Annotated in this window: 22 protein-coding genes and 1 pseudogene; 7 read left to right on the top strand and 16 right to left on the bottom strand. The window is 70.7% G+C overall.

What is annotated here, in order from left to right:
• The 5 genes from FM076_RS32065 to FM076_RS32045 all read right to left on the bottom strand — a co-directional run bounded on the left by FM076_RS32065 (position 1) and on the right by FM076_RS32045 (position 5,324).
• The gene (locus tag FM076_RS32065) at positions 1 to 1,827 is read right to left on the bottom strand and encodes a non-ribosomal peptide synthetase (protein ID WP_173874323.1); all 1,827 of its coding nucleotides are present in this window, start codon (positions 1,825 to 1,827) and stop codon (positions 1 to 3) included.
• Positions 1,828 to 2,234: 407 nt separating this feature from the next.
• Positions 2,235 to 3,068: a hypothetical protein gene (locus tag FM076_RS32060; RefSeq protein ID WP_202034943.1), complete on the bottom strand. Its 834-nt coding sequence runs from the start codon at positions 3,066 to 3,068 to the stop codon at positions 2,235 to 2,237.
• Complete coding sequence (locus FM076_RS32055; protein WP_173874322.1) at positions 3,065 to 3,952, bottom strand: LLM class flavin-dependent oxidoreductase; 888 nt, start codon at positions 3,950 to 3,952, stop codon at positions 3,065 to 3,067. The genes FM076_RS32060 and FM076_RS32055 overlap by 4 nt, the downstream gene beginning before the upstream one ends.
• A complete protein-coding gene (locus FM076_RS32050) occupies positions 3,949 to 4,857 on the bottom strand; it encodes an L-tyrosine 3-hydroxylase (protein ID WP_173874321.1) in 909 nt (302 codons plus the stop codon). The genes FM076_RS32055 and FM076_RS32050 overlap by 4 nt, the downstream gene beginning before the upstream one ends.
• On the bottom strand, positions 4,854 to 5,324 hold the full coding sequence (locus FM076_RS32045; protein WP_173874320.1) for a VOC family protein: 471 nt from the start codon (positions 5,322 to 5,324) through the stop codon (positions 4,854 to 4,856). The genes FM076_RS32050 and FM076_RS32045 overlap by 4 nt, the downstream gene beginning before the upstream one ends.
• Positions 5,325 to 6,356: 1,032 nt before the next feature.
• Here FM076_RS32045 and FM076_RS32040 point away from each other — a divergent pair.
• The 3 genes from FM076_RS32040 to FM076_RS34820 all read left to right on the top strand — a co-directional run bounded on the left by FM076_RS32040 (position 6,357) and on the right by FM076_RS34820 (position 9,639).
• Positions 6,357 to 8,156, top strand: a complete 1,800-nt coding sequence (locus FM076_RS32040) for a gamma-glutamyltransferase family protein (protein WP_173874319.1) — start codon at positions 6,357 to 6,359, stop codon at positions 8,154 to 8,156.
• 42 nt (positions 8,157 to 8,198) lie between these two features.
• Positions 8,199 to 9,251, top strand: coding sequence for a class I SAM-dependent methyltransferase (locus FM076_RS32035; protein ID WP_345945373.1), 1,053 nt, complete (start codon positions 8,199 to 8,201; stop codon positions 9,249 to 9,251).
• A 265-nt stretch (positions 9,252 to 9,516) separates the two neighbouring features.
• Positions 9,517 to 9,639, top strand: a complete 123-nt coding sequence (locus tag FM076_RS34820; RefSeq protein ID WP_274598870.1) for a hypothetical protein — start codon at positions 9,517 to 9,519, stop codon at positions 9,637 to 9,639.
• A 30-nt stretch (positions 9,640 to 9,669) separates the two neighbouring features.
• Here FM076_RS34820 and FM076_RS32030 read toward each other — a convergent pair whose 3' ends face one another.
• Entirely contained in the window at positions 9,670 to 10,620 is a 951-nt protein-coding gene (locus FM076_RS32030) for a helix-turn-helix transcriptional regulator (protein WP_173874318.1), read from the bottom strand.
• Positions 10,621 to 10,682: 62 nt separating this feature from the next.
• Here FM076_RS32030 and FM076_RS32025 point away from each other — a divergent pair, with 62 nt between their 5' ends.
• The gene (locus tag FM076_RS32025) at positions 10,683 to 12,917 is read left to right on the top strand and encodes an ATP-binding cassette domain-containing protein (protein ID WP_173874317.1); all 2,235 of its coding nucleotides are present in this window, start codon (positions 10,683 to 10,685) and stop codon (positions 12,915 to 12,917) included.
• Between the two features lie 27 nt (positions 12,918 to 12,944).
• Here FM076_RS32025 and FM076_RS32020 read toward each other — a convergent pair whose 3' ends face one another.
• Positions 12,945 to 13,628 (bottom strand): response regulator transcription factor, encoded by a 684-nt coding sequence (locus tag FM076_RS32020; protein ID WP_173874316.1) that lies wholly within the window; start codon positions 13,626 to 13,628, stop codon positions 12,945 to 12,947.
• 880 nt (positions 13,629 to 14,508) lie between these two features.
• On the opposite strand from FM076_RS32020, the pseudogene FM076_RS35465 reads away from it, so the two are divergent.
• A pseudogene (locus FM076_RS35465) lies at positions 14,509 to 14,568 on the top strand (hypothetical protein); the annotation flags it as partial.
• Between the two features lie 200 nt (positions 14,569 to 14,768).
• On the opposite strand, the gene FM076_RS32010 reads toward FM076_RS35465, so the two are convergent.
• Together FM076_RS32010 and FM076_RS32005 are read right to left on the bottom strand one after the other, a co-directional pair.
• Positions 14,769 to 15,338 carry an NADPH-dependent FMN reductase gene (locus FM076_RS32010; protein ID WP_173874315.1) on the bottom strand — a complete coding sequence of 190 codons (570 nt, stop codon included), beginning with the start codon at positions 15,336 to 15,338 and terminating at the stop codon, positions 14,769 to 14,771.
• Between the two features lie 309 nt (positions 15,339 to 15,647).
• Positions 15,648 to 16,052 (bottom strand): winged helix-turn-helix transcriptional regulator, encoded by a 405-nt coding sequence (locus FM076_RS32005; RefSeq protein WP_173874314.1) that lies wholly within the window; start codon positions 16,050 to 16,052, stop codon positions 15,648 to 15,650.
• A 143-nt stretch (positions 16,053 to 16,195) separates the two neighbouring features.
• Between FM076_RS32005 and FM076_RS32000 the strand changes: the two genes are divergently transcribed.
• On the top strand, positions 16,196 to 16,768 hold the full coding sequence (locus FM076_RS32000; RefSeq protein ID WP_173874313.1) for an SRPBCC domain-containing protein: 573 nt from the start codon (positions 16,196 to 16,198) through the stop codon (positions 16,766 to 16,768).
• Between the two features lie 218 nt (positions 16,769 to 16,986).
• Here the strand turns inward: FM076_RS32000 and FM076_RS31995 are convergent, their stop codons facing one another.
• Positions 16,987 to 17,916, bottom strand: coding sequence for an NADP-dependent oxidoreductase (locus FM076_RS31995; RefSeq protein WP_173874312.1), 930 nt, complete (start codon positions 17,914 to 17,916; stop codon positions 16,987 to 16,989).
• Between the two features lie 95 nt (positions 17,917 to 18,011).
• On the opposite strand from FM076_RS31995, the gene FM076_RS31990 reads away from it, so the two are divergent.
• Entirely contained in the window at positions 18,012 to 18,404 is a 393-nt protein-coding gene (locus FM076_RS31990) for a winged helix-turn-helix transcriptional regulator (protein ID WP_173874311.1), read from the top strand.
• A 182-nt stretch (positions 18,405 to 18,586) separates the two neighbouring features.
• Here FM076_RS31990 and FM076_RS31985 read toward each other — a convergent pair whose 3' ends face one another.
• The 6 genes from FM076_RS31985 to FM076_RS31960 form a co-directional block, all read right to left on the bottom strand.
• A complete protein-coding gene (locus FM076_RS31985) occupies positions 18,587 to 19,903 on the bottom strand; it encodes a YrhB domain-containing protein (protein ID WP_173874310.1) in 1,317 nt (438 codons plus the stop codon).
• Positions 19,904 to 19,924: 21 nt separating this feature from the next.
• Positions 19,925 to 20,224 (bottom strand): YrhB domain-containing protein, encoded by a 300-nt coding sequence (locus FM076_RS31980; protein WP_173874309.1) that lies wholly within the window; start codon positions 20,222 to 20,224, stop codon positions 19,925 to 19,927.
• A gap of 66 nt (positions 20,225 to 20,290) precedes the next feature.
• Positions 20,291 to 21,979, bottom strand: a complete 1,689-nt coding sequence (locus FM076_RS31975) for a putative T7SS-secreted protein (RefSeq protein WP_173874308.1) — start codon at positions 21,977 to 21,979, stop codon at positions 20,291 to 20,293.
• Positions 21,979 to 22,650 carry a hypothetical protein gene (locus FM076_RS31970; RefSeq protein WP_173874307.1) on the bottom strand — a complete coding sequence of 224 codons (672 nt, stop codon included), beginning with the start codon at positions 22,648 to 22,650 and terminating at the stop codon, positions 21,979 to 21,981. Before FM076_RS31970 ends, FM076_RS31975 begins: the two co-directional genes overlap by 1 nt.
• Complete coding sequence (locus FM076_RS31965; RefSeq protein WP_243274699.1) at positions 22,647 to 23,084, bottom strand: SseB family protein; 438 nt, start codon at positions 23,082 to 23,084, stop codon at positions 22,647 to 22,649. Before FM076_RS31965 ends, FM076_RS31970 begins: the two co-directional genes overlap by 4 nt.
• Positions 23,085 to 23,317: 233 nt before the next feature.
• On the bottom strand, positions 23,318 to 24,622 hold the full coding sequence (locus FM076_RS31960; protein WP_173874306.1) for a PAS domain S-box protein: 1,305 nt from the start codon (positions 24,620 to 24,622) through the stop codon (positions 23,318 to 23,320).
• Between the last annotated feature and the right edge of the window lie 383 nt (positions 24,623 to 25,005).

Genomic DNA, 25,005 nt, shown 5'->3' with positions numbered 1-25,005 from the left:
TCAGTCCCGGCCTCGCTTGGTGCGGATCAGGCCGGCGACACCGCGCGCGGTGCCGGCCGCGGCGATCTCGTCGGGCGCCAGGGCGACTCCCACCACGTCCTCCAGGCGGGCGCCGAGGTCGATCAGGTGCAGCGAGGTGACCCCGCTCTCCAGCAGGCCGTCGTCCGGGCCGATCTCCTCGCCGTCGCGCACATCGGCCAGCGTGGAGGTCACGACGTCGGTGAGCCGGTCCCGCCTCGTATCGCCCCGGCTTCTGCCGCTGCCGCGGACCGCGAGCCGCGACGAGAGCTGCCTGCGGTCGATCTTGCCGTTGGCGTTGAGGGGGAAGGCGTCGAGGACGAGCACGGCGGACGGGACCATGTAGTCGGGCAGGCGCTCGCGCAGGTCCGTGAGCAGCTCTCCCTCCGCGAGTTCGTGGCCGGGTTCGGGCACGCACCACAGCGCGAGCCGGTCCGCGGCCCCGTCGCTGGGCACGGCCAGCACGACGGCGCGCTCGACACCGGGCACCGTCTCGGCGGCCATCTCGACGTGCCGCGGTTCGACGCGGAAGCCGCGGACCTTCACCATCTGGTCCGTGCGGCCGGCCAGCACGATCTCGCCGTCCCCGGTCAGCTTGGCCAGGTCTCCGGTGCGCAGCAGGCGCCGGCCCTCGTGCCGGACGAACTTCCGCTCCGTGAGCCCGGGGTCGCCGTGATACCCCAGCGCGAGGCCGTGGCCCGCGATGCACAGCTCGCCGATCTCACCAGGGGGACACTCCTCGAGCGTCTCCGTCCGCACCGTCATCTCGACGCCCGGCAGGGGGCGGCCGATCGGGATCTCGGCGGTGGACAGGTCCTCCGGGATGACCCTGTGCACGGCGGTCAGCGTGGAGTTCTCCGTGCACCCGAAGGCGTTGAACAGGTCGCCGCCGTCCATGACGTCGAGCGCGCGCCCGATGTGCCGGGCGGAGGGGAAGTCGCCGCTGACGAGCACCCGACGGACCCGGGCGACGGCCTCCGGGTGGTGCTCGACGAGCAGGTTGAACAGGTCAACGGGCAGGTGGAGCACCGATATCCGTTCGTGTGCCACCAGTCGCGCGAGGTCACCGAGCGGGGGCATGTCCTGCGGGGCGACGGTGAGCCGGCCGCCTCTCAGCAGGCAGCTCCAGGTGTCGGTGGTCGACGCGGCGAAGGTCGGCTGCGCCAGTTGCAGGAACCGGTCCTCGGGTCCGGGCGTGAAGCCGGCGAGCTGCCCGGAGAGCTGCGCGATGCCCCGATGGGCGAGGAGAACACCCTTGGGCTCGCCCGTGGAGCCCGAGGAGAAGAGCACGAAAGCGGGGGCGTCCGCGGTCGTCCCGCACCGTACGGGCTCGCTGGACGCCGTGGCGGCGGCGGAGAGCAGGTCGGCAAGCGGCAGGCGGGTCCCGGCGGGGATGCCGTCGGCCGCCGTCGTGCCCGTCACGGTCAGGGACGGCCCGGCGATCCGGCACATCCGCGACTTGTGGTCGGCGGGGTGGCGGGGGTTGAGGGGGAACACCACGAGACCCGCCTTGAGGGCCCCGAGGAAGACCTGATATGTCGCGAGACCGCGGTCGAAGTGCGCCCCGACGATCTCACCCGGGGCGAGTCCGCGCCCGTGCAGCACACGCGCGATCTGGTTGCCGAGGGCGTCGAGTTCGGCGTACGTGAGCGTCGTTTCGCCGTCGGAGAGCGCCTCGCGTGCGGCGTGCTCCCGCGCTGTCCGCTCGAAGGCGTCGGTGATCGTCTCGGTGGGCGGGGCCTCGGCCGTGCCGGCGGCGGTGTCCCTTCCCGCGGCCCGGAGCGGTGTGACGGTGGCTGGGTCTGTCATCGCGTGGTGTCACCGTTTCTTCTCGAAGTGGGGTTCCGCCGGGTCCAGCTGCCCCGGGCTGACGCGGCCGAACGGTGTCGCCGGGTCGGCCAGGTCCAACGGCAGGTCGAAGTGGCCCCGGTCGGGCACCGTCCACGTGGTCGCCGGGACGCCGAGCGCCGGGAGGCGGGGCCGCGTACGGGTTCTGCCGACGCCGGTACGTCGCCGTCTCGTACTCACCGGCCGCGAGCAGGACCCCGGCGCACTGCGGAGCGCGCACTCTCAGCGGGCTGCACTCCCGGGCGAGTCGGGGCATCAGGCCGAGGGCGTCGTTGACGTAGGTCCGCGGGATCCGTCACGGTGTCCGGCCTCGTCCAGCAAGCCTCTGTCCGGGAGCGGCGTGGTCGTCCCGGACCCGGGGTGTGTCGTCATTCCGTCCTCGCCTTCCGGTCGCCGTCGGCCCACACCCGCGCCGTGACCCGCACCTCGGCCGTGCCGTCGCGCAGTGAGCCGGTGCAGCGCAGCACCGACTCGGTGCCCCTCCGCGTCACCTGGCGGACCGTCACCGGCTCCTCCCGGTCGCCGGGGGCTGCCAGGCCCAGTGCGGTGACGCCCAGCGCGGAGGCCGCCGGGAGGCAGCCGGGGTCCTCGGCAAGGCCGAAACCGGGGGCGAAGACACGGGCGAGGACCTCTTTGCGGTCCGGGTCCCAGCGGAAGAGCGTGAGATCGGTGAGGCCCAGGTCCGCCATGCGCGCGGCGTCCGGCGCCGGCAGCGACCGCGGGTCCTCGAAGACGCGCAGGAGCGTGAACGCCCTGCCGATGCCGCCCGCCCGTGGCGTGCCGTCGTAGGAGCCGAACAGTGCGGGGTCGGCGGGGATCTCGTGGTCAACGACCGGGCCGCTGAACGGCACCTCCACCTCCTGCCCGTCGGTTCGCAGCCACTGGTATCCGGCGTCGGTCCTGCGGCCGACCTCCCCTGGGCCGAGGTGCCCCTTCCTGACCAGAAGGGCGGCGACACCGGCCAGCGAGTGCGTGCCGAACGGCGTCTCCCCGCCGGTGTTGAAGATCCGCGACGCGAAGGTCCGCCGCTGCCGGGAGCACTCGCTGACCAGCGCGCTCTCGACCGTGTCGTCGGTGGTGCGCGCGTGGGCGGCGGCGCTTTCGACCGCGTCCTTGGTGCAGGGGCCTGCGGGGACGAGTACGTCGAGCGCGCTGCCGCGGCCGGGGGCCACCCCGAACATGTCCACCCTCGTCATGTTCATCGTTCACCCGCCAGGTGTTTCTCGGCGAAGTCGACGACGACCTGTTCGTCGCCCTGGTACGGCGGTTCGGGGCGGGGCCAGTGCACGACGAGATCGGTGAAGCCGGCCTCCTCCAGCTCGCCCGCGGCGTCCTCGTAGGCGCCCAGGGACCCGGTGATCCCGCCCGCAGAGGCGTCGGCCACGAACAGCCTGCGCAGCGTGCCCGGGTCCCGTCCCTCGTGCTCACACGCCGCTTCGACGCCGCGCAGCTGCTTGCGCAGTACCGGCATGACCTCGCGCAGCGGCCTCGTGCCGAAGTCGGCGGGCGGGCCGGAGGTGATCCAGATCTGTCCGAAGCGCGCGGCGAGTGCCATGCCTCTCGGCCCGGTCGCCGCCACCGCGAACGGCAGCCGCCGCCCGTCCCCGGCCCTGGGGTGGAAGGTCACCCCGGACGCGGTGTACCAGGCCGACGTCTCGTCCACGTCGCCCCGGACGAGCACGGCGTCGAGCAGCTCGACGAACGCGTCGAACCGGTCGGCCCTCGCGCGGGGGGTGAGCGCCGCGCCTCCCAGGATGCTCACGTCGTACCCGGGAGCGCCGGCGCCCAGCCCGCAGACGAGCCGTCCCTCGGCGATGTCGTCGACGCTCACGAGGTCTTTCGCGAGTACCACCGGGTGGCGGAAGTTCGGGGTGGCGACCAGGATGCCGAGCCCGATGGCGCGGGTCACCGCGGCCGCGCCGGTGAGCGTCGGTATCGAGCCGTACCACGGGCGGTCGGCCAGCCAACGCCACATCAGGTGGTCATAGGTCCAGGCGTGGTCGTACCCGAGCTGCTCCGCGGCCCGCCAGCGCTCGGCCGCCGCCTTCCACCTGTGCTCGGGGAGCAGCACGATGCCGTGCTTCATACGCCCACGCCTGCGAGCTGCTGCCCCGCGACCAGCCGGGTCGCCTTGTCGAGGACGCGGAGCACGCCGGGGACGAAGGTGATCAGGACGGCGCCGGACGGTCCGGTGACGACCGGATGGTGGTGCCCGCCGACGTTCGGGTAGAGGCCGTTGTGCGCCAGGTCCGCGCCCACCTCGGCGGCGCGCTCGCGCAGGTGGCGGAGGAACTCGACGCGGCTGATGGGACGGCGCACGGTCAGGAAGAAGTTGTCGTACAGCTCCTCCTTGTCCCGCAGCACGGTCAGGTTCGCCGCCTGTACGGATTGCCGCAGCAGGGAACGCCCGTCCGCCACGAGATGGCCCGCGATGTACTCGTGGGCCTCGGTGTTGCGCGCCAGGGCCGCGCGCAGGGCCTGGCAGGACGGGTCGCCCTGCCAGGGCAGCCGGCCCCGGAAGAGCCGGCGGACCGGCCGGTAGTCCGGCGCCCAGGTTCCGCTGAAGGCCGGGTGGTGCAGCATCATGCGGTGCCGGATGTGGCTGTGGTAGTGGGCGCGCGGCACCGTTGACGCATAGAGCAGCATCGCGCTGTACGCGTCGACGCAGGCGGTCAGCGAATCGAGCTGAGGAGGGCTCGGCATCCGCTCGCGACGGTCCCCGATGATCTCGTACATGGCGCGCCAGAGGGCGAACGCGACCTGGTGTCCGAGGATCCAGCGGTACCAGAAGAGCCGTTCCGTCTCGACCGGGTGCGCTCCGAAGACGTTGTACTCCGGCACTTCCGGTTCCATGGCGCCGTCGTCGGGGTCCTCGCCTCTCCCGGGGCCGAACTCCCGGCCGGGCGGCGGCAGGAACAGCGGGCGCAGCTGCAACTGGGGAGCCCGGGCCCGGCCCGGCCCCGTCCCCGGTTCCCGTCGTCCGTCGTTCACGACGCCTGACCCGAGAAGTGGATGAACTCCATCTCCAGGCCGTTGGGATCCAGTACGTAGAGGCTCTGCATCCCGTCGTCGTCGGTAACGATGTCCGACGGCGGCTCGTCGCGCGCCCATGTGAGGTCCTGCCGCTCCCGCGCCCGCCACCAGCGCTTCCGGAGCTCGACGAGGTCGTCGTGGCTGTCGACGGTGATCCCGATGTGCTGGAACTGGTAGCCGCGCGGGTCGGGCCCGCGCCGGGTGTGCCCGGCCCGGTCGAAGACGTGGAACCGCACGGTGCCCACTTTCAGCTCGACCAGCTTCTCGATCCCGGGCAGGCGCGAGCGAGTAAGCGGTGAGAACGCGCTGAGCGTCCACTCCACCGTGGCCCCGAGGAATTCCTCGTACCACTTGACGGTGGACTCCACATCGTCGGTCTGGACAGCGACATGGTGAATTCTCGGCGCGATCGCAAGTGCGTTCATCAAGACCCTTTCGTCGCGAAGACGCGGCTGGCTCAGCACTGCCACCACAAAGCCGGTCAATGGGTCAGGCCCTTGAAAGAATGGGGCGAAGGGCCAGCAACGCAATGCTCCCCGACAGACGGCTCCAGGACAATCAGAGGTTCCTCAAAAGAGTCTCAAGTCGCCCTCGCCGAGCGGTCCGCGCAGCGCCGAGAGCCGATGTCCTGCCTGGTCACGCCTGGAACGTCGGCGGAGTGCCTCCCCGTCGGGCGGCAGCCACCGAGAAGACCGAAAGAGGTTCCCCGTACGTCAACTGCCTGAAATGTTGCCCCGCACGGAGGCGCTGAGGAATTTGAAGAATCTTGAACAGTAACTTCAGGATCTTCTTCGGCTCCCCGGGCGGTGCGCCACGCTACGATGATGAATCGAGGAGCAATCACCCAGAAAAAAGTGCCGCTCCAGACGAAAGCACCGAGGCGCACATACCGTTTCGGCGGGAAACGAAGTGCGCGGCAGACGAACCGCCATCGCAGATCAGGAGAGGAGGCAATGACCCGCTCGGATTCCCCGGGGGAGGCCGCGGTCGTGGGACACGCGCCGGCGCTCGACGGTGAGCTGCTGGTCGACAGGGGCTCCGGCAGGCGTACGCCACCGACCTGGGCGACTTCACCGCCGACGAGCCCTGTGCCGTGCTCCGGCCCGGCCCTGCGCGGGACATCGCCGCGATGATCCGCTGCCGCCGGTCCCACGGCATCGCGGTATCGGTCCGAGCCGGTGCGAGCACGCCCTCGGCCAGACCCTTTCCAGCGGCCTGGTCATCGACCCCCGGTCCCCCGACCGCATCCACGCGGTCGGTACGGCGCGGGACCGGCGCACTCACTTCGGTGACCTGTGGCGGCCCGCCTTCAGCGCGGTGAAGGACCGCTGCGACCCCGACGCCCTCCTCCCACCTGGACCGGGCATCCGCCACAAGAGTCCGCTCGTCAGGAGCTGACACCGCCGAGGCCGCGCCCTGCGGTCTCTCCCTCATCCAAAGCAGTTGGGAGTAGCTGCATGCTGCCGTCCAAGCCGGAACTCCACGGTTCCGTGGGTGCCGTCGCCAGCACCCATTGGCTCGCCTCGTCCGCGGCCATGCGCGTCCTCGCCAATGGCGGCAACGCGTTCGACGCCGCTGTCGCCGCCGGATTCGTCCTCCAAGTGGTCGAGCCGCACTTCAACGGCCCCGGCGGCGATGTGTCCATAGTGGCGCACCGGGCCGGGCACGACGACGTCCAGGAGATCTGCGGGCAGGGCCCCATGCCCCAGGCCGCCGCTATCGAGACGTTCCGCCGGCTCGGTCTCGACAGCATCCCCGGCTCCGGGCTGCTGCCCGCCTGCGTGCCGGGCGCGTTCGGGGGGTGGATGCGGCTGCTCGGCGAGTTCGGAACCATGCGCCTCGCCGATGTCCTCGAACCGGCGATCGGTTACGCGGAGAAGGGGTTTCCGCTGCTACCCGAGACCGCGCTGGCCGTCTCCACGCTCGCTCCGCTGTTCCGCGACGAGTGGCCCGGATCCGGACAGACCTATCTGACCTGCGGCCCCGACCCCGCCCCCGGCAGCCGCTTCCGCAATCCCACGCTCGCCCAGACCTACCAACGCCTGCTCAAGTGCGCCGAGTCCGCCTCGTCGGACCGCGAGGCCCAGATCGAGGCCGCCCGGCACGCCTACTACCAGGGCTTCGTGGCCCAGGAGATCTCCGACTTCCTCGCCTTAGGGCCCATGCTCGACGCGACCGGCCGGCGCCACGCCGCACTGCTGACCGGCGACGACCTCGCCCGCTGGGAGCCGACCGTCGCGGCCGCGACCAGCCGCGCGTACGGCCCCTACCAGGTCTTCAAGCCCGGCCCCTGGTCGCAGGGCCCGGTGTTCCTCCAGCAGCTCGCACTGCTGGAGGGGTTCGACCTGCCCGCGATGGGCCAGGGCAGCGCCGCGTACATGCACACCGTGGTGGAGTGCGCGAAACTCGCCATGTCCGATCGCGAGGCGTGGTACGGCGACCCCGACTTCAGCGACGTGCCGCTGGCGGCGCTCCTCGGTGAGGACTACGCGCGGCAGCGGCGCGCCCTTGTCGGGGACTCCGCCGCGCTCAGCCTGCGGCCGGGCTCCCCCGACGGCCGCACCCCGTTCATCCCGCCCGTGCCCACACCGGACGACACCGAGCCCGACTCGGAGGTGATGTCCCAGCTGCGCAACGGGCTTCCGACGATTCTCAAGATCACCACGGCCAAGGCGGACACCTGCACGGTCACCGTGGTCGACCGGCACGGCAACATGGTGGCGGCGACGCCCAGCGGCGGGTGGATGAAGAGCTCGCCGGCCATCGGCAGCCTCGGCTTCCCGCTGGGCACCCGCGGTCAGTGCATGTACCTGGCGGAGGGGCACCCGAACTCGCTGGAGCCGGGCAAACGGCCCCGGACGACGCTCTCCCCCACGATCGTGCTGCGGGACGGGCACCCGTTCCTCGCCTTCGGGACCCCGGGCGGCGACCGGCAGGACCAGTGGACGCTGCAGTTCTTCCTCAACGCCGTCGCGTTCGGGCTCGACCTCCAGCACTCGACCGAGACGACGGCCTTCCACACCGACCAGGTCCCCTCGTCGTTCACCCCCCACGCGTACCGCCCCGGGGTGCTCGTGGCCGAGGAGACCTGCGAGCCGGGAACGGTCGAGCAGCTCCGGCGGCGCGGCCACGAGGTGGAGCTGGTGCCGGCCTACTCGCTCGGACGGGTCTGCGCGGCCGGGTTCACCCCGGACGGGGAGTTCGTCCGCGCCGCCGCCAGTCCCCGCGGCAGGCACGCCTACGCGGCCTCCGCATAGCACCCCGCTCCGACGACCCCGACCGTGAAAGGACGAGCGCTCGTGACGCCCGCCGACAGCACGCCACCGACCGTCGAACTGCGCGATGTGGAACAGCGCCGGGAATGGGAGAAGTTCACGCTCTCCGGCCTGCCCGAGATGATCAGCGCCATGCACGTGTGCCAAGCGGTCCACGCGCTGTCCGCCACGCCGTTGCTGGAGCGGCTGCGCAACGGGCCCCGGCAGTCCGGCAGCGGGCTGCTGGCCGGCCTCGACCCGGACATCGGCGCCGGCTTCCTGCGCTACCTGGTCAACCGGGGCATCGTCGAGATCCGCGGCCAGGAGTACTTCCTCACCCTGCTCGGGGAGTGCCTCACGGCGGAGACGTCGCTGGCCCGGCTCGGGGTCTACGTCGAGGCGTACGGCGGCGTCACCAGCCGCATCGGCGAGCTGCTCTCCGGCGAGGCGAACTACGGCAAGGACGTCGTCCGTGACGGCGCGGCTCTCGGGGCTCACTGCGCCACGCTGTTCTCCTTCTTCCACACCCCGACCGTGCTGACCGCCCTGCGGGGACGGAAGGTCACGCGGCTGCTCGACGTCGGCTGCGGCGGCGGCCGGCTGATCGTCGACGCCTGCCTCCGCGACCCCTCACTGACCGGCATCGGCATCGACCTCTCCCCCGACGCCATCGCGTGGGCGAGGGACCTGGCCCGGCGGGAGGGCGTGGCCGACCGGGTCGAGTTCGTCGTCGGGGACGCCTTCGCGCCCGGAACCTGGCCGGACGTCTGCGCGGAGGCCGACGGCCTGTGCATGATGAGCGCGCTCCACGAGCACTTCCGCCACGGTGAGCAGGCGGTCGTCGCTCTGCTGGACGAGATCGCGACGAGGTTCCCGCGGCTGAAGATCCTCTTGGTCGGTGAGCCGGAGCTGCGGTTCGACAGCCGGGAGAACGACGACGACTTCTTCCTGATCCATGTGCTGAGCGGACAGGGTCTCCCCCGCGACCGGTCCGCCTGGTTCGACGTCTTCGAGAAATCCCGGCTGGAGTGCCGCCAGGTCTACACCCGGCCCGGCGCCGGGCCCCGGATCTGCTTCTACGACCTCGCGGCGCGTTGACGCACACGCTCTGGAGAGAGCCGGACGTGACCCCGGTGACGACGGCCGGCCCGGTGCCCGAGAGCGACGTGGGGCTCTCGGGCACCGCCTCGCTGACGGACCCCTACCCCCGCCGGCGATCACCAGCACGCGTCGCTGCCGGAGGTCCGGACGCTCGCGCGGTACCTCGCCGAGAAGGCCCGTCTCCTGGGACAACAGCGAGCGCGGCGTAGAGGGGGATGTACATCCTGCCCGAGCACGGCCGCCACGCGTTGACGGAGTACGCGTGGCGGCCGGAGGGCGGATCCACTTCGCCGGCGAGCACATCGCGTACGAGCCCAACGGCGGTTCCATGAGCTACGCCCTGGAGTCCGCCGTCCGGGTCCTCATCGAGCTGCCGGGCACATGACGCCGCGGACCGGCCGGGGCGGCGGGCAGGTCACAGACGGCCGAGGCGGGCGCCGAACCGCCGCAGCGCCGCGCGGAACTCCTCGGGCTCCTCGACGGTGAAGTCGGCGTCGAGGGAGGCGAGCCGCGGCAGGAGCCACTGCCAGGAGTCGAGCATCAGGACGGCGTGGGTCCCCCCGCCGGCGGTCGCGGTGAGATCGGCGTCCTCGAGGGCGAACGCGTCCGCCACCGCCGCCATGGGGGCATCGATGGCCACCACCACGCGCTGCCGGTTCCGCTTGATGCTCCGGCGGAGGTAGTCGGCGCCGGTCCCGGTGGGCAGCGGACGGGGCGAGAAGGTGCGGGTCTGCTCCGTGAGTTCTGCCATGCGGTCGATGCGGAAGACGCGCCAGTCCTGCCTGTCGAGGTCCCAGCCCAGCAGGTACCACCGCATGAGCAGGTGGATCTGGCGGTAGGGCTCGACCGTGCGCGTGGTGGCGTTCCCGGTCGCCCCGACGTAGTGGAAGACCACGACACGCTCGTGCGCGATCGCCTCGGCCAGCGTGCTCATCGTCTCCGCGCTGGTGCTCGGGGCGGGCGTCGGCGTCGTCTCCAGGCTGGCGCGCAGCGCGGCCACGCGGGGGCGCAGCCGCTTGGGCAGGAACTGGTCGACCTTTCCGTAGGCGCGGATCGCCGCGTCGTCGATGCTGCCCTCGCTCGCGTCACCGGTCGCGCCGAGGGCGGCCAGGCCGAGCAGCGTCGCGATGGCCTCGTCGTCGTCGAGCAGCAGCGGCGGCATCGTCTGCCCTGCCGTGAGCCGGTAGTAGCCGCCCGGGCCCGGCTGCGTCTCGACCGGGTACCCGTAGCCACGGAGCCGGTTGATGTCGCGGCGCAGCGTGCGCGGGGGGACGTCCAGCCGCGCCGCCAGTTCCTCGCCCGTGAACGTCTTGCCCGACTGCAGCACCACCAGCAGGGTCAGGACCCGTTGCATGACGTCGGCCATGACCGCATCGTCGCAGAAATCGCGGCCATTTTCCGGCCACATCTCGAAGTAGGGTCCTGACCATGTCGAACCGCAGTATTCGGATCCGGGGCGCCCGTACCAACAACCTCAAGGATCTCGACGTCGACGTGCCGCGCTCACGGGTCGTGGTCTTCGTCGGGGTGTCGGGCTCAGGCAAGTCGTCGCTGGTGTTCGACACGATCGCCGCCGAGGCGGGCTACCAGCTCACCGAGACATATCCGCCCTACATCCGCAACCGGCTGCCGAAGTGGACCCGGCCCGAGGTCGGCCGGATCGAGGGGCTCTCCCCCGTCGTGGTGATCGACCAGCGGCGTCTGGGCGGGAACGCCCGCTCCACCGTCGGCACGGTCACCGACACCTGGACCTACCTCCGGCTGCTGTTCTCCCGGGTGAGCACGCCGCATGTCGGCGAGTCCAGCCACTTCTCCTTCAACGACGCGGCCGGCATGTGCCCCACGTGCTCCGGCCTCGGCGAGGTCGTGGCCAGCGCCGTCGACCGCTTCATCGACGAGGACAAAGCGCTGAGTGAGGGCGCCGTCCTGCTGCCCGGATTCGCCACCGGCGGCTACTGGTACACGAACTTCGCCGACATCGGCGTGTTCCACCTCGACAAGCCGTTGCGCTACTGGAGCCGGACCGAGCGGGACGCGCTGCTGTACGGCACCGGGTCGGCCGGGCCGCTGGCGAGCAGGCTCCCCAAGGGCTACCAGGGCATCGTCGAGCGGTTCGAGCGCATCTTCCTGCGTACCTCCGACGACATGAACGAGCGCAAGAAGGAGGCCCTCGCGAAGTTCACCCGCTCCGAGAGGTGCCCGGACTGCCACGGAGACCGTCTCAACGCCGCGAGCCGGAGCGCCACGGTACTCGGTCGCACCATCGGCGAGATGGCGCGGATGGAGATCGGTGAGCTGGCACAGCTGGTGACGGGCGTGACCGACCCCATCGTGGCGCCGGTGGTGTCCGCGCTGACGGAACGACTGCGGGCCATGGTCACCATCGGGCTCGGCTACCTTCACCTCGGCCGCGCCACCACGACGCTCTCGGGGGGCGAGTCACAGCGCATCAAGACCGTCAAGCACCTGGGCAGCAGCCTGACCGAGATGGTCTACGTCTTCGACGAGCCCACGACCGGCCTGCACCCCCACGACGTCTCCTCCATGACCAAGCTGCTCGAGCAGCTGCGGGACCAGGGCAACACCGTGCTGGTGGTCGAGCACGATGTCGCGGTCATGGCCATGGCCGACCAGATCATCGAGGTCGGGCCGCGCGCGGGCGCCCACGGCGGCACGCTCGTCTACCAGGGCAGCTTCGACGGCCTGCGCACGGCCGGCACCGCCACGGCGGAGGCGCTCTCGCAGCAGCGGCCCGTCAAGGACGATCCGCGCACTCCGCGCGGCCATATCACCGTGGCCAACGCCACCCGCAACAACCTCAAGAACATCACCACGGACATTCCGGCGGGCGTGATGACGGTGCTCACCGGGGTGGCCGGTTCCGGGAAGTCCAGCCTCGCGAGCGAACTCGTCGCCCAGCACGACGCCGTCGTGATCGACCAGAAGGCGGTCAGCACCAACCGCCGCTCGACCCCCATCACCTACACCGGCATCGCCACCGCCCTCCGCAAGGTGTTCGCACGCCACAACCACGTCCCGGCCGGCCTGTTCAGCGCCAACTCCGAGGGGGCGTGCCCGGAGTGCAAGGGCCTCGGGGTCGTCTCCACCGACCTCGCGTTCATGGAGGACCAGGAAACGGTCTGCGAGACGTGCCAGGGACGCCGGTTCACCCCCGAGGTCCTCAGGCACAAGGTCGACGGGCTGTCCATCGCCGATGTCGACGACCTCACGATCACCAATGCCATCGAGCGGCTCTCCGATCCCGCGATCACCAAAGCGCTGCGCCATCTGCAAGAGGCCGGCCTGGGGTACCTCCGGCTCGGCCAGCCCCTGACGACCCTCTCCGGGGGTGAGTGCCAGCGTGTGAAGATCGCCAGGGAGCTGCGGGACTCCACGAGCCCGACCCTCTACGTCCTCGACGAGCCCACCACAGGCCTGCACCTCAGCGATATCGACACCCTGCTGAGCCACCTCGACAGCCTGGTGGACCGCGGCCACACCGTCGTGCTGATCGAGCACAACCTCGACGTCATCCGGCGGGCCGACTGGATCATCGACCTCGGCCCCGGGCCCGGCAAGCACGGCGGGCGCATCCTCTACGAGGGTCCCGTGGCGGGCATCACCGGCACGGCCACCGCCGAGGCGCTGCACCAAGCCGGCTGATCCCGCCTCCCGGTGCCTCCGGGCGCGCTACACGCGCTCCCCCTGGGAACGAGCCCTGTGTCTCACCGCGTTCGGCTCGCCTGGTACCGTCTCATCACTGAACCGGAAGCCGATACCGCGCACGGTGACGATCCACTGCGAGGAACCGAGCTTCTTGCGGATGCTGCTCAGGTGCGTGTCGATGGTCCGGCTTGCCAAGGATGTCACTCCCGTGTCGGTGTTGTCGTAGCCCCATACGCGCCGCAACAGCTCGGACCGGGAGAAGATCTTTCCGCGCTCGGCCGCGAGCAGGTGGATGATCTCGTACTCCTTGCGGGTCAGTTCGATCAGCCGGCCATCGACCCGGACCTCGCGCAGGTTGGGGTCGATCTCCAACTGCCCGGCGACGAGCAGCGGTTGGGTCCTGGACCGCACGCGCCGCAGCAGCGCTCCGAGGCGTGCCATCAGCTCACGGCTGGGATAGGGCTTCGTGACGCAGTCATCGCACCCCCCTTCCAGGGCCAGCACCCGGTCGAGCTCGTCCACGGAAGCGAAACCGATCATCGGGACATGGCTGGCCTCGCGGATCCGCTTGCACAGCGTGAGTCCGTCGAAGTCGGTGAGGTCGAGATCGATGAGAACGACATCGAAGTCATCAGCAGCGGCCGTTGCCTCCGCGCCCGTTCCGACCCTTTCGGCCTCGAAACCGTGGCGCTCCAGATCCTTGATCATTTCGTCGGCCCCTCCGCAGTCCGCAACGACCAATACGCGTGCTTCTAAGTCGATCAATGCTTCCCTTCCCCCTCGTCGAAGCGGTCACAAGGTGCACTGCCCTCAGCGACACCGTCGTGACCTGCGGTAGACGGGGCACCGGCAGCTTGCACCCCGCTCAGCGTGATGTGGAAGCTCCCATTTTCGACCCGGTCCGCTCGCGGTCGGGCCTCGCACACCAGGCCCGAGGAACGGATTCGGACATCTCCCACCAGGCCCGACGGCCGGTGGCGCGACGCGAGAGGGGGCTGCCGCGACGCCGCCGCAACTCCGCCGCTGACGGGGAATCCAGCGGCGGCGGACGGCCGGTCGGCGCGGGCCGGGCTGGCTCCATAGATGGCGGGAAAGGACCGTCACGACTACGGCGGCGGACGGATGTCCGGCGCTGCGGCCGACGGGAGGGGTCCGCATGGCCGGGCACACGGCCTCGTCACCGGTGGGGGGCACTCAAGCGGAACGCGCAAGGCGCCAGCGCAGCCGCGAGGCGGGGGCGCGCGGAGCTGATCCAGGGAGCCTGGACGTCGTAGGAGCCCTCGAGTACGAAGAGCGAGCGGGTGGGGAGGGCCGCGCCCAGTACCGGTGAGCTGCCCCGCGAGATACCGGGCGGCCTGGTGGAGCCCCTTTTCGGCACCGCCGGAGCTGACTACCCAGCTCTTGGCCGCCAGGTTTGCCGGCCGCCGAACGGGAAACGGCCATCCGCTCTCCACAGCGCCAGGGACCCCGTCGAAGATATTGAACGTGTCGTCATCGGCCGGGAAGTTCGGACGACCCCCGCATACCAGTGACATCCACGCAATTCCAGTTGGAGGACGTTCCCGCTGCACTCGGGCACCCGGTCCGGATGAAGATCGTCCGCGCGCTGGCCTCAGGTGAGGGGAAGTACTGCGGGGAGATCGAGGCCGGGACGCCCAAGTCCACCCTCGCGCACCACTGGCGAGTACTGAGAGAGAGTGGCGTGATCTTCCTGCGCCACTCGGGCCGCAGGAACTACCTCACTCTGCGCGGTGACGACTTGGAAGCACGCTTTCCCGGCTCCTCGCGGTCGTACTCCAGGAAGCCGGCGAACGGCGGGGGACGTCGGGCGCCCCCTGACCACCCAGGTCATGCCCCCTCCGGCACGACTGCCCGCCGCACTCCGGCGGCGGCCAACACACCCAACACCTCCGCTATGCGCCGACGGACCTCCGGATCGGTGAGGAGACCGCCGTCATCAAGTGCCGTCCGGTCCACCTGGAGCTTCACACAGGCCGGCTCCACGACGTCCGCGCCGGTATAGGCCAGTACCGACCGCAGCGTAGCTTCGGCTCCATGCCCTCGGCCGGGAGCGGCCGCATTGATCCAGGCGACGGGCTTGTCGCAGATCTCGGTTCCGCCGACGGTCCAGTCGAGCAGGTTCTTGAACGACCCGGGCAGCGTGCCCGCGTACTCCGGCGAGCAGATGAGGAGCCCGGCCGCCGCATCGATCGCCCCGCGCAGTCCGGCCACGGGCGCGGGCAGGGGGTCGGTGTCCTCGTCGGGGTTGAAGTGGGGCAGCTCCGCAAGACCGCCGTATATGACGGCGCGTACCTTCGCGGCCGGCGCCACGGCCTGTGCCGTACGCAGAACGGCGTCGTTGGTGGAGCCGGTTCGCAAGCTCCCCGACAGCAGCAGAATCACCGGCAGATCGGACATCTGATCAACCTACCCCGCCTCACCGCGACCTGCGATCGGCACGGTGCTCGGCCGTTCCCCGGCGAGGTTTGACCAAAGTCGCGGCAGAGTACGGCGGTATGCCAAGCGCTGGGTCCGGCGGCGTCTGACACCGAACCAGGCATGCGATCTCCCCGTGAGCAAGTACGAATGTACGAGAGATCCGTACAGTAGCCGTTACCGAGGCCGCGGTGTGCGGCAGCACTCGCACACCACACGCCCCTCTGAGGGGCCGGCCCAAGGGCGACCTCGGGGGTCACGGAGTTCGCGACGGTTGCGGCTGCCCGCGAGTCACCGTCCGGGCTCGCCCCCGTCGAAGTCCTCGCGGTTCCGGACGATTTCGGACTGGTGCTCCTGGACCCAGTGCACGACATGCGTGACGGTGCCGCTGAGCGACCGGCCCAGCGGGGTCAGCGCGTACTCGACGCGAGGCGGTACTTCGGCGTAGGCCGTCCGCGTGACCAGACCGTCGCGCGTGAGCGAGCGCAGCGTCTGGCTCAGCATCCGCTGGGAAATCCCGGCGATCCGCTCGTGCAGGGCCGTGAACCGCAGCGGACCATCGGCGAGTGCGGTGATGACCAGGACGGTCCACTTGTCCCCGACCCGGGCGAGCACATCGCGCACGAGCTCGATGGTCGCCACGCACTCCTCGGCAACCCCGGCGGCCGTCAACTGGGAACGCAGCGCGGAATCCATGGTCTGTTCCCCTCTCGTGCGTAGCTGACTTCAAAGTGCGCGTGGCCGAGACCTTGATCGCAGCAGCCGCACCCCCGTTACATACGGATGGTAACCAAGGGGCGCCCCGCCCTGATCCGCCACAGTGCCACGTGAGGTGAAACATGGCTGCCGCAGAAGCCGCTGCCCCGGACCCCACCGCAGACGGCGCCGTCAGCGCTGCGGTGCCGACGGTGCGGCACGACACCTTCACCGTCGAAGCCCGACTCACAGCTCCCCCGGACAGGGTTTTCGAGGCTTTCGCCGACACAGCAGTCCGGCGCCGGTGGTTCAAGCTGCCGGGCCGCCTGCTGTCCTACCACCATGACTTCGCGGTGGGCCGCGGCGAGACGGTATCGAGCGTCTTCACGACCCCGGGTGCGCAGCCGGAACAACTCACCTACACCTCCCACTACTTCGCCATCACGCCGGGCCGGAGGCTCCTCTACGCGTACACCTCCACCGTGGACGCCATCCCCCGCTGGACCTCGCTGGTGACCGTCGAACTCCAGCCGGAGCCCGACGGCACCCACCTGCGGTGGACCGAGCAAGCGGCCTTCCTGACCCTGTCCGCGGAGCCGGAAGACGATCTCCCCCACCTGCGCGGCGCCACCCGCCTGCGGCTGAACGGCCTCCCGGCGGCCCTGACCGCCGCAGCAGCGGAGCGATTCGGTGCTCGACCACACGAGAGGAACTGAACCCCGGGACCACACAGCCCGGCGAAGAGCTGCCCCATCGTCTCGCACCGAGAAGGCCCAGGGACGAGGAGCGACCGGACCGGACCATGCTGCGACGTCCCGATGGCAAACACCTTCCGGTGTGCGGGATACATCGATTCCGGGCATGCGATCAACATGACATGGAGCCGGCGGGGTACTGGGTGGGGCCGCCCCGGGAGCGGTGCCCCACGACGGGATCAGACGGTGAGGACGAGCTTGCCCTGGAGGTGACCGCCGTCGAGCAGCCGGTGCGCGTCGGCGACGCGGTCGAACGGGAACGTTTCCCGCACATGGACCCGGAGCCTGCCCCGTTCGACGAGTTCGACGAGACCTCGCAGGGCGACCGGATCCGGGTCGACCGCGATGCCGCTGAAGCGCATGCTTGCCGCCTCGTACCGGGCGGCGAGTTCCGCGTCCTCCTCGGCGACCGCTGTCACCAGGTGACCGCCTGGGCGGAGCACTCCGAGCGACCGCTCCGCGGTGTCGCCGCCGATCGTGTCGAGCACGACGTCGATGTCGCGGACCACCTCGGTGAAGTCGACCGCCGTGTAGTCGATCACCTCGTCGGCGCCGAGCCCCTCGACGAACTTCCGTTTGCTCCCGCCTGCGGTCGCGGTCACGTGCGCACCGAGTGCCTTCGCGAGCTGGATCGCGACATGGCCGACCCCGCCACCACCGCCGTGGACCAGGACCCGATCGCCCTCGGTCACGGCGCCGAGGTCGACGAGGCCCTGCCACGCCGTCAGCCCGACGACCGGCAGCGCCGACGCCTCGACGTGCGACAGTGACGCCGGTTTGCGTGCCAGATGCAACGCCGGCGCCGCCACGACCTCGGCGTACGCGCTCGCCGCCCGCGGGAACAGCGGCATCCCGAACACCTCGTCGCCGGGCCTGAACCGCCACGTTCCCGGCACTCCCTCGACCACACCGCTGATGTCCCAGCCCAGGACGAAAGGCGGCCGGCCGAGCAGCGGGAACTCACCGGCACGCAGGCGCGCCTCCAGCGGGTTCAGCCCTATCGCCCTGACACGGACGAGAACCTCGGTGGGAAGGGGCCGGGGCTCGGGCGCGTCCACGATGGTGAGCACCTCGGGGCCCCCGAGCGTCTGCTGGGTGATGACTCGCATGTCTCTCCTGGCTTTCCTTTCGGGGGTGGGGAGAGCCCAGGCTATGTTTCCGACAGGAACCAGCAGGTGCCTTCGGCGCGGGTACCTTGGGCGCCATGAGCGGTTCCGGCCCTGGTGATTCCTTTCTCGCCGACTGCCCGGCGCGTCTGGCCGTCGAGCTGATCGCCGACAAGTGGACGGTGGTCGTGCTCGCGGGCCTCAGCAAGGGCCCGGTGCGCCATGGTGAGCTGACCGAGTTGATCGGCGGCATCTCCCGCAAGATGCTCACCCAGACACTCCGCCGCCTCGAGGCGCACGGACTCGTCCGCCGCCACGCCTACGCCGAGGCCCCGCCCCGCGTCGAGTACGAGCTGACCCCGCTCGGGGAGACTCTGATCGATCCGATCCGCACGCTGACCGAGTGGGCGAGGGCGAACGGCGGCGCGGTACTCGACGCGCTCGACGCCGTACCCGGGCCGGCCGCGCGAGACGTCCGAGACGCCCACTGAGGATTTCCCGACAAATGGCGTTCGACAGGAGGGGAGTACTTTCGCGGGGTGCAGGGTCGATCACTTGCTGTCCAGCGTGACCCCGCGCTCTACGGAATGGCGGCGGAACCCCCTGGACATCGAGGGGCAAGGAGTTCCGCATCGACTGAGCACACCGGGCTGAGTCATCCCGTCAGAGCGGGTCAGCGGTATCGCAGCAGGCGGAAACCGCAGGCGTCCAAGGCGTTCAGATCGGTCACCGGTTCCGATGAGCTGTCGACAAGAGCCGTGCGGCCCTCCGGCGTGCGGAGGGCGTTCAGCAGCAGCCCCACGCTCTCCCGGCCCCGCCCGTCCAGGCGGCGTACCCAGACGAGTGCGCGGGCGCCGGGCGGCAAGGCGGCCAGCTCGTCCAGCACAGCTGCCAGATCGGTGTGCGCGGAGACCGAACGCAGTCCGCCGAGCTGCTCCAGTGTGGACGGTAGCCATGCCGCTGTGGCCGGCTTCGGGGGCATCACCAGGCCGCCCTCACCCGGGTCGGCACCCCGGTCCCAGGACTCGAACCACGACCACGGGTTCGCGTTCGGCAGGCCGAACGGAGGCGATCCGTCCTTCGGCACGACGAGCGCGGCGTCGAGCATGCCCCGTTCCCAGTCGCCGCCGTCCAGGAACGCCGTGGTGTTGCAGGCGAACAGCCAGCCGCGCCGCCGTTCGTCTTCGGGGGACGGTTCGAGGAGTTCGACCGGTTCCCGGTAGGTGTGCGCCAGCCACGTCTCGGCCTTGACCACAGCGGTGGTGAAGCTGTCGGCGGGGCGCCGCCAGGGGGGAACGGGAGGGGCGGGAGGGGTGTCGGGCGCAGGTTGCCGGCGGGCGTACTTCAGAAACCGGACGCCCGCCGTTTCCAGCTGTGCGAGTCCGCCGGTCATGCCGTCGAGGAAGACGACCTTCCCGTCGTTGTTGTGGACGTGCACGAGGTGTCCGGAGACCTCCACCCCCGCTGCCTGCCGCCGGATCCACACCACGCCCCGGGTGCCCGGTCCCGACTCCTGCGTCGCGCGGATGACCTCGTCCCAGTCGCCGCATGTCGACCGGTCGGCGCCGGGGAAGTACCGGCGAAGCAGCAGGTCCCACCAGCCCGGCGCCTCATGAGCGGGCGACCAGGGCAGCGGGAGTGCCGGCGTGCCGGCGAGGCCGCACTCCACAGCGACGACGCAGCCCCGTGCGTTGAGCCGGCGCGCCTGCTCCTCGGCCGGACGCGGCTCACGCGTACGGGCGAACTCGGCCAGGTCGCCCCACAGGTCGTGCGAGGCGGGGTGGAAGGGGCTGCCACCGTCCTTGGGCACGACGACCGAGGCGGCCAGCATCGGCCTGCCGGGATAGCCGGGCTGCGGCACCGCCCGGCAGGCGAAGAGCCGGCTCGCCTCGTCCTCGGCGACCGGTTCGTCGGTCCGCAGCTCGACCAGGCCCCCGTAGGTGGCGCTCAGCCAGTCGAGAGCGGCCCGTCGTGCGTTGTCCTGGTCCACGTGTCTGCCCTGGCCCGTCCGTCAGGCACCGGCCGGTGGCTGTGCGGGGTCGAGGTTTTGCACGTACTCGGCCACCGGCAGATGTGTCGGCGGCAGGTGGGCCGCGGCACCGTCCTTGGGCACGATGACGACGCGGACGAACGGAGCCTGCGTCTCATCCCCCGTTTCCAGGTGTTCCCGGGAGTCGAACCGGATCGCCCAGGCCCTCTCGTACTCGCGCGAGAGTTCCGGTTGCAGGACCAGCGTGAACCGGTCCCCGTACGGCGAGGTGCGAAGAAAGGCGCGAGCGGCCTCGAGAGCGTCGTCGTGGGAGATCATCATGTGCTTCCGGGTGGTGGGGCGAACAGGTCGACGGGCGGGGCCGGGGCCCCAGGGGCAGGGGCCGGGTCAACTTCTGTAGGGCATGTATCCGAGGCGTATCACGTCCTGTTCGAGTCTGGCGAGCGTGCCGGTCTGGCCGTCGAGGAAGGTCACACCGTGCGGCGTGTTGATGACATTGAACAAGTGGCCGGTGCCGTCCTCGCGGCGGATGCTCACGGCACCGCGCGCCTCGGGCCCGCGCTGCTCCATGTCCCGGATGATGTCGTCATAGCTGTTCATGTAGTACTTGAAGCCGTCCGGGTGCCCGCTGCGCAACGCGGAGTTGGGCATGTCGCCTCCTCCGTGCAGCGGGGCCGCGGACACCTCGTGGCCGTCCAGCCGCCGGTCGACCGTGACCACGTTGTTGGGGCAGTTGTGGGTGTAACCCGGCTCCCAGCGGTTGTTCAGGTCCCGCATCCACGGGAACTGGTCGTCCAGGAATTCCTGCGCCTTGGCCGGATCCACCGCATCGTAGTGGATGGCCCGCTCCTGGACGCGTTCCGTGGACCGCGCCAGGCCGCTCCAGTCCCGGCCCGCCCCCGAGGCCTCCCTCGCTCCGGTACGCGCGGCGGCCTCGGCGCCCTCCGCGCCCGCTGGAGCCCCGTAGCGGACCGCCGCCGACCCCTCCTTGGCGGCCACCCGCACCCCGGTACGAGCGGCGCCGAGCCCTTTGGTGCCGAGCAGCTCCGGGATGAGGCGCCCCACCCCCTCACTGGGGTCCTTCTTGAAACTGTCCAGCAGCGCCTGCGGGATGCGCTCCGGGTGGGCAGCCGTGGAGACCAGACCTGCGAGGGTGGTGTTCACGTTCTGCGCGTAGGCGGCCGGGTGCGTCAGGTTGTAGACGTCGAGTGGGTTGAGACCGCGGGCGAAGTTGACGAGGCCCGCGCCGCCTTTCACGATCCCGCCCGCGACGTGGGTCAGCTCGATGGCACCCGCCTGCATGCCGTCCAGGTAGGTGGCAGTGGCCCTGCTCAGCGGAGGCGGTTCCTTGGGGGCGTGGACGAGTGCCTCACGCACCGACTTCGCTGCCAGGCGTGCCGCCTCGTTGCGCTGGCTGCGCGCCCGTCCCAGGATCTCCTCGGCGGCCTCCCGGTGGGTGTCGCCCGGGTCCTTGCCGGGCGGCGGGTCCTCGTCCCGCGCCTTCTTCGACGCCGCCTCTCCCTTCTTGTACTCCCTCACCGCGCGTTCGGCCTCCCGCTGTGCCCAGGCGACGGTGTCGGCGAACGATTCGAGGGCCGCCGCGGCCGTCTCGCAGGCGTCGCTCGCGCGCAGCCACTTCGCCGGGTGCATGGGGAAGCTGTCCCGGAAGGCCTTGGCGGCCTCGCCCTTCCAGTGGGAGGAGTCAAGCTTGCGCATGCCCTTGCCCACCAGGTCGAACGCCTTCTGGAAGTCCCGCAGATGCTTGGCCGAGGAGCGGATGTCGGAGGGCGAGCCGTGCACCAGCTCGTTCGCCTCCTCGGTCTGCCCGAGCTGCTGCTCGTCGACCGACGCGCCCAGCGACGCGGCCGTGTCGTCGCCCCAGTCCTCCACCGCGTCGGCCGCGCCCTCCGCGCCGACCGCGTCCAGGGCGCGCCCGGTCTGGTTCGTCCCCCAGTCGACGAACTCGCCGACGCCGCGCTTGCCCTTCTCCCACCCCTCTTCGAGAGCGCCGAGACCTTCGTTGGCGAGCGACTTCCCACCGTCGACGATGCTTCCGAGGGTGTCGGTGAACCCCATCAGCCGGCACCCGCCGACGAAGGCCCGGCCTGTGTGGCCGTCCGCTGCTCAGGGGCTTGCTCCCCGGGCGGGGGGCCGATCGTCTCCCGCAGCTTCGCGTTCACGTCGTCGCGCAGCCCGGCCGCGTCGACGATGTCCGTCACGGGCGAGGCCGTCGCCGTGCCGGCGTCCCAGGCGGCGGTCTTCCACGCCTGGACGCTGGTGTCGCGGGCTTTCTGGAAGGACTCGGCGCTGTAGTCGGCGTCGCGGATCTGCGTGTAGGCGTTGTCGGACAGCACCTCTCCCCAGTCCTTGCCGGTGATCTCCTCCTCGGTCGCGTACGGGTTGCCCATACCGGCGTTCACCGCGACCTTGAGGGCGCCCTGGATGTACTGGTCCTGCTGGTGCAGCGTCCCGGCGGAGAGGCCGACGCCCTCGGCGAACGAGTTCCCTTCCTGTATCAAGGCGCGTACGCCCCACTCCCACCGGTCGCAGAAGTCACCGAAAGCCGAGGTCAGCCCACCGTGCCCCAGCTGGAGACTGTTCAGCGCCACTTCGGAGAAGCCCCTTCCCACCCCGGCCTCCCCGACCATGCCGAGCTCCTCCAGTTCCGCGAGGGCGTCGTTGATGCCCTTGGTGATGAGGTTCAGCGCGGACTTCGGTGCCGCCAGCTCCGGTTCCTCGCCACTCATGCCCTCACCCCTGAAGATCCGTTCACCTCTGCGCGCAGGCGCTGCTCAACCGCCGCCTGCTCCGGTACCACACCCGCCACCGGCGGCAGCACGCGGCCGTTCTCGCTTCCGGCGTCCAGCGCGATGCCGCAAGGGCCGGACACGGCTGGTGCGACGGCGTCCAGCAGCCGCGCGCCGAGAACGGCCCGGTAGCCGCGCTCTCCGTACAAGTGCCGCATCAAAAGGAAGCGGGAGAGTGTCTCCTCGCTGGAGAACGCCGTGATCCAGCGGATTCCGCCCAACTGGATCGAGTACAGCCCTCCGCCGTCGTCGAAGGGCACCAGCACCACCGAGGCCCGGAATCCGGCGAGGAAGTCCTGGAAGCGCCGCCGGGACGCCGTGGACATCTCGGCAGCCTGTTGCTCGGCAGCCACCAGGTCCGCCAGCCGCACCATCGTGCCTCTCCCGAACGTGTGATCACTTCGCCGAACGCCCGCATCCTGACACCGTCGCGCCTCAGGATGCAAGAAAGTCGCTGGTCAGGCCCTGTGAAGGCACAGGCTCGTGACAAAGAACGCACTCCTGTGACATCACCCCGCGCGGCCCCGCCCCGCGGAAAAGCGTCCCCGCCGGCTGTGGGCAACGCTTTCGTGGCGCCCGTCCCGGTCGAGAACGAAGGTGCAGGCGTTCAGGCGGAGCCGAGGGGCGGGAGGGTGGTCGGGGTCGGGCGCGGCGGCCAGGTACGGGGGGCGAGGAGGCCGAGGACGTAGGCGCGGGCGACGAGGGCGGGTCTGGTGGCGGCGCCCAGGAGGTCGCGGAGCCGGCTGAGGTGGTAGTCCACGGCCTGCCGGGAGAGCTTCAGCGAGGTGGCGATCTCGCCGTTGGTGCTGCCCTGCGCGAGGAGGGACAGTATACGGAGCTGCGCGGCCGTGAGCGGGGGATGCGCCTCGTGGGCGAGGCTCTGGTGGGTGACGACGGCCCACACGCGCGCGGCGCGGCCGGCGGACCGGCGGCTCACCGTGGCCAGGTGGACCTGTGCGCGGCGCTGCCGCCCCCGGGCGTCGAGGAGCATGGCGGAGACCTCCATCCGCCTGACGCGGCGCGTGATCAGCTTCTCCCAGGCGAGGCGGAGTTGGTGAAGCTCCGGCGTGGCGGCGAGCAGGGTGTCCGCCCGGCGCCCGACCAGGTCGGACAGGCGTGTCCCGAAGAGTTCGGCGGTGGCCGCACCCGCCTCCTCGATCCGGCCGTCGGCCGAAAGCAGCGCGCAGGGCAGGCCGCTGTGGTCGCGCAGCGCCCGCAGGTTCTCCTCGGCCTCCCGGCGCTGGTCCATCGCGCGGGTGTGCTCGGTGATGTCCACATAGATTCCGGCGACGCAGGTTCGGCCGTTCTCCTCCACCGGGAAGCGGTGGCCGGCCGCCCGTCCTGTGCTGCCGTCCGAGCGGCGAAAGCTCAAGGTGTGGCGCACCGGCTTGCCACGAGTGAGGACTTCCTGGTCCAGGGCACGGAACTGCGCGGCGTCGGAGGGAAGGTCGACGTCCTCGATCCGGCTGCCGATGACCTGCTCCGGTGTGGTGCCGTAGAGGTACGCGTAGGAGTGGTTGGCCCACAGGTAGCGGCCTTCGCTGTCGCGGATGAAGGCCGCGGCCGGTGCCAGGTCGGCGAATTCCGCGAAGGCCGCCGACCGGCGTCCGGGCGCGGGTTGCGCGCCTGTCTCCCTCGCGAGCCCGCGGACACGGCTCAGGTCCCCGCTCCCGGCCAGGAGCCATCTCACCTCGAAGGTCCGGCCGTCGAACAGGACAAGCCCGTGGCCGCCGCCCTTCTCGGAGTGTCCCCGCAAAGGTGTTTCCCGCCGCGTGCGGTGGAGAAAGCGCTGCACGGTGGGCAGGCCGGCGAAGGCGCCGCCGCCCCACTCCAGAGGCCGCCACTGCCCGTCGGCTTCCCACCAGAACACGGGGAGATGCTCCAGCAGTGCCTTGAGCCCGCACTCATCCACGCACAGCCTTTCCGTCCATGTTTCAACCGATCAGGTCGGGGTGACACCGCGATGCCTATCCCGTGCGAATCACCCTCATGCCCGGTTTCCGGCCGACCTGCGCAGTGCGGGGCACTTCCCACCGCAAAGTGCGCCTATACCTGATCACAGAACCTTCACACCCGGACAGCGCCGTTCACATCTTTGGCATTTGCCTGATCGGCACCGGCCCCTGTGCGGCGTTCCTGGTACCGGTCGCCTGATTCCCTTGAGTACGCATGCGGTGACCGCTCGTGAGACACGCGTCGCGTCACCGGGCGCTCCGCCGGCCCAAGAGGCCCGGGCGCCGGACAGCGGGGCCGGGCCACCGCCCGCGACCTCGATCGGACACGCGAAGGGAGACA

The sequence above is a fragment of the Streptomyces albus subsp. chlorinus genome (genome assembly GCF_013302895.1).
In the GTDB taxonomy this organism is placed as follows: domain Bacteria; phylum Actinomycetota; class Actinomycetes; order Streptomycetales; family Streptomycetaceae; genus Streptomyces; species Streptomyces chlorinus.
The sequence above is the reverse complement of the archived record's forward strand: the minus strand, read 5'-3'. Positions and strand labels throughout refer to the sequence as shown.

Coding starts and splice junctions, on each gene's coding strand:
- FM076_RS32065 (WP_173874323.1), bottom strand. CDS start 1,827: ATGACAGACCCAGCCACCGTCACACCGCTCCGGGCCGCGGGAAGGGAC.
- FM076_RS32060 (WP_202034943.1), bottom strand. CDS start 3,068: ATGAACATGACGAGGGTGGACATGTTCGGGGTGGCCCCCGGCCGCGGC.
- FM076_RS32055 (WP_173874322.1), bottom strand. CDS start 3,952: ATGAAGCACGGCATCGTGCTGCTCCCCGAGCACAGGTGGAAGGCGGCG.
- FM076_RS32045 (WP_173874320.1), bottom strand. CDS start 5,324: ATGAACGCACTTGCGATCGCGCCGAGAATTCACCATGTCGCTGTCCAG.
- FM076_RS32040 (WP_173874319.1), top strand. CDS start 6,357: ATGCTGCCGTCCAAGCCGGAACTCCACGGTTCCGTGGGTGCCGTCGCC.
- FM076_RS32030 (WP_173874318.1), bottom strand. CDS start 10,620: ATGGCCGACGTCATGCAACGGGTCCTGACCCTGCTGGTGGTGCTGCAG.
- FM076_RS32025 (WP_173874317.1), top strand. CDS start 10,683: ATGTCGAACCGCAGTATTCGGATCCGGGGCGCCCGTACCAACAACCTC.
- FM076_RS32020 (WP_173874316.1), bottom strand. CDS start 13,628: ATGATCAAGGATCTGGAGCGCCACGGTTTCGAGGCCGAAAGGGTCGGA.
- FM076_RS32010 (WP_173874315.1), bottom strand. CDS start 15,338: ATGTCCGATCTGCCGGTGATTCTGCTGCTGTCGGGGAGCTTGCGAACC.
- FM076_RS32005 (WP_173874314.1), bottom strand. CDS start 16,052: ATGGATTCCGCGCTGCGTTCCCAGTTGACGGCCGCCGGGGTTGCCGAG.
- FM076_RS32000 (WP_173874313.1), top strand. CDS start 16,196: ATGGCTGCCGCAGAAGCCGCTGCCCCGGACCCCACCGCAGACGGCGCC.
- FM076_RS31995 (WP_173874312.1), bottom strand. CDS start 17,916: ATGCGAGTCATCACCCAGCAGACGCTCGGGGGCCCCGAGGTGCTCACC.
- FM076_RS31990 (WP_173874311.1), top strand. CDS start 18,012: ATGAGCGGTTCCGGCCCTGGTGATTCCTTTCTCGCCGACTGCCCGGCG.
- FM076_RS31980 (WP_173874309.1), bottom strand. CDS start 20,224: ATGATGATCTCCCACGACGACGCTCTCGAGGCCGCTCGCGCCTTTCTT.
- FM076_RS31975 (WP_173874308.1), bottom strand. CDS start 21,979: ATGGGGTTCACCGACACCCTCGGAAGCATCGTCGACGGTGGGAAGTCG.
- FM076_RS31970 (WP_173874307.1), bottom strand. CDS start 22,650: ATGAGTGGCGAGGAACCGGAGCTGGCGGCACCGAAGTCCGCGCTGAAC.
- FM076_RS31965 (WP_243274699.1), bottom strand. CDS start 23,084: ATGGTGCGGCTGGCGGACCTGGTGGCTGCCGAGCAACAGGCTGCCGAG.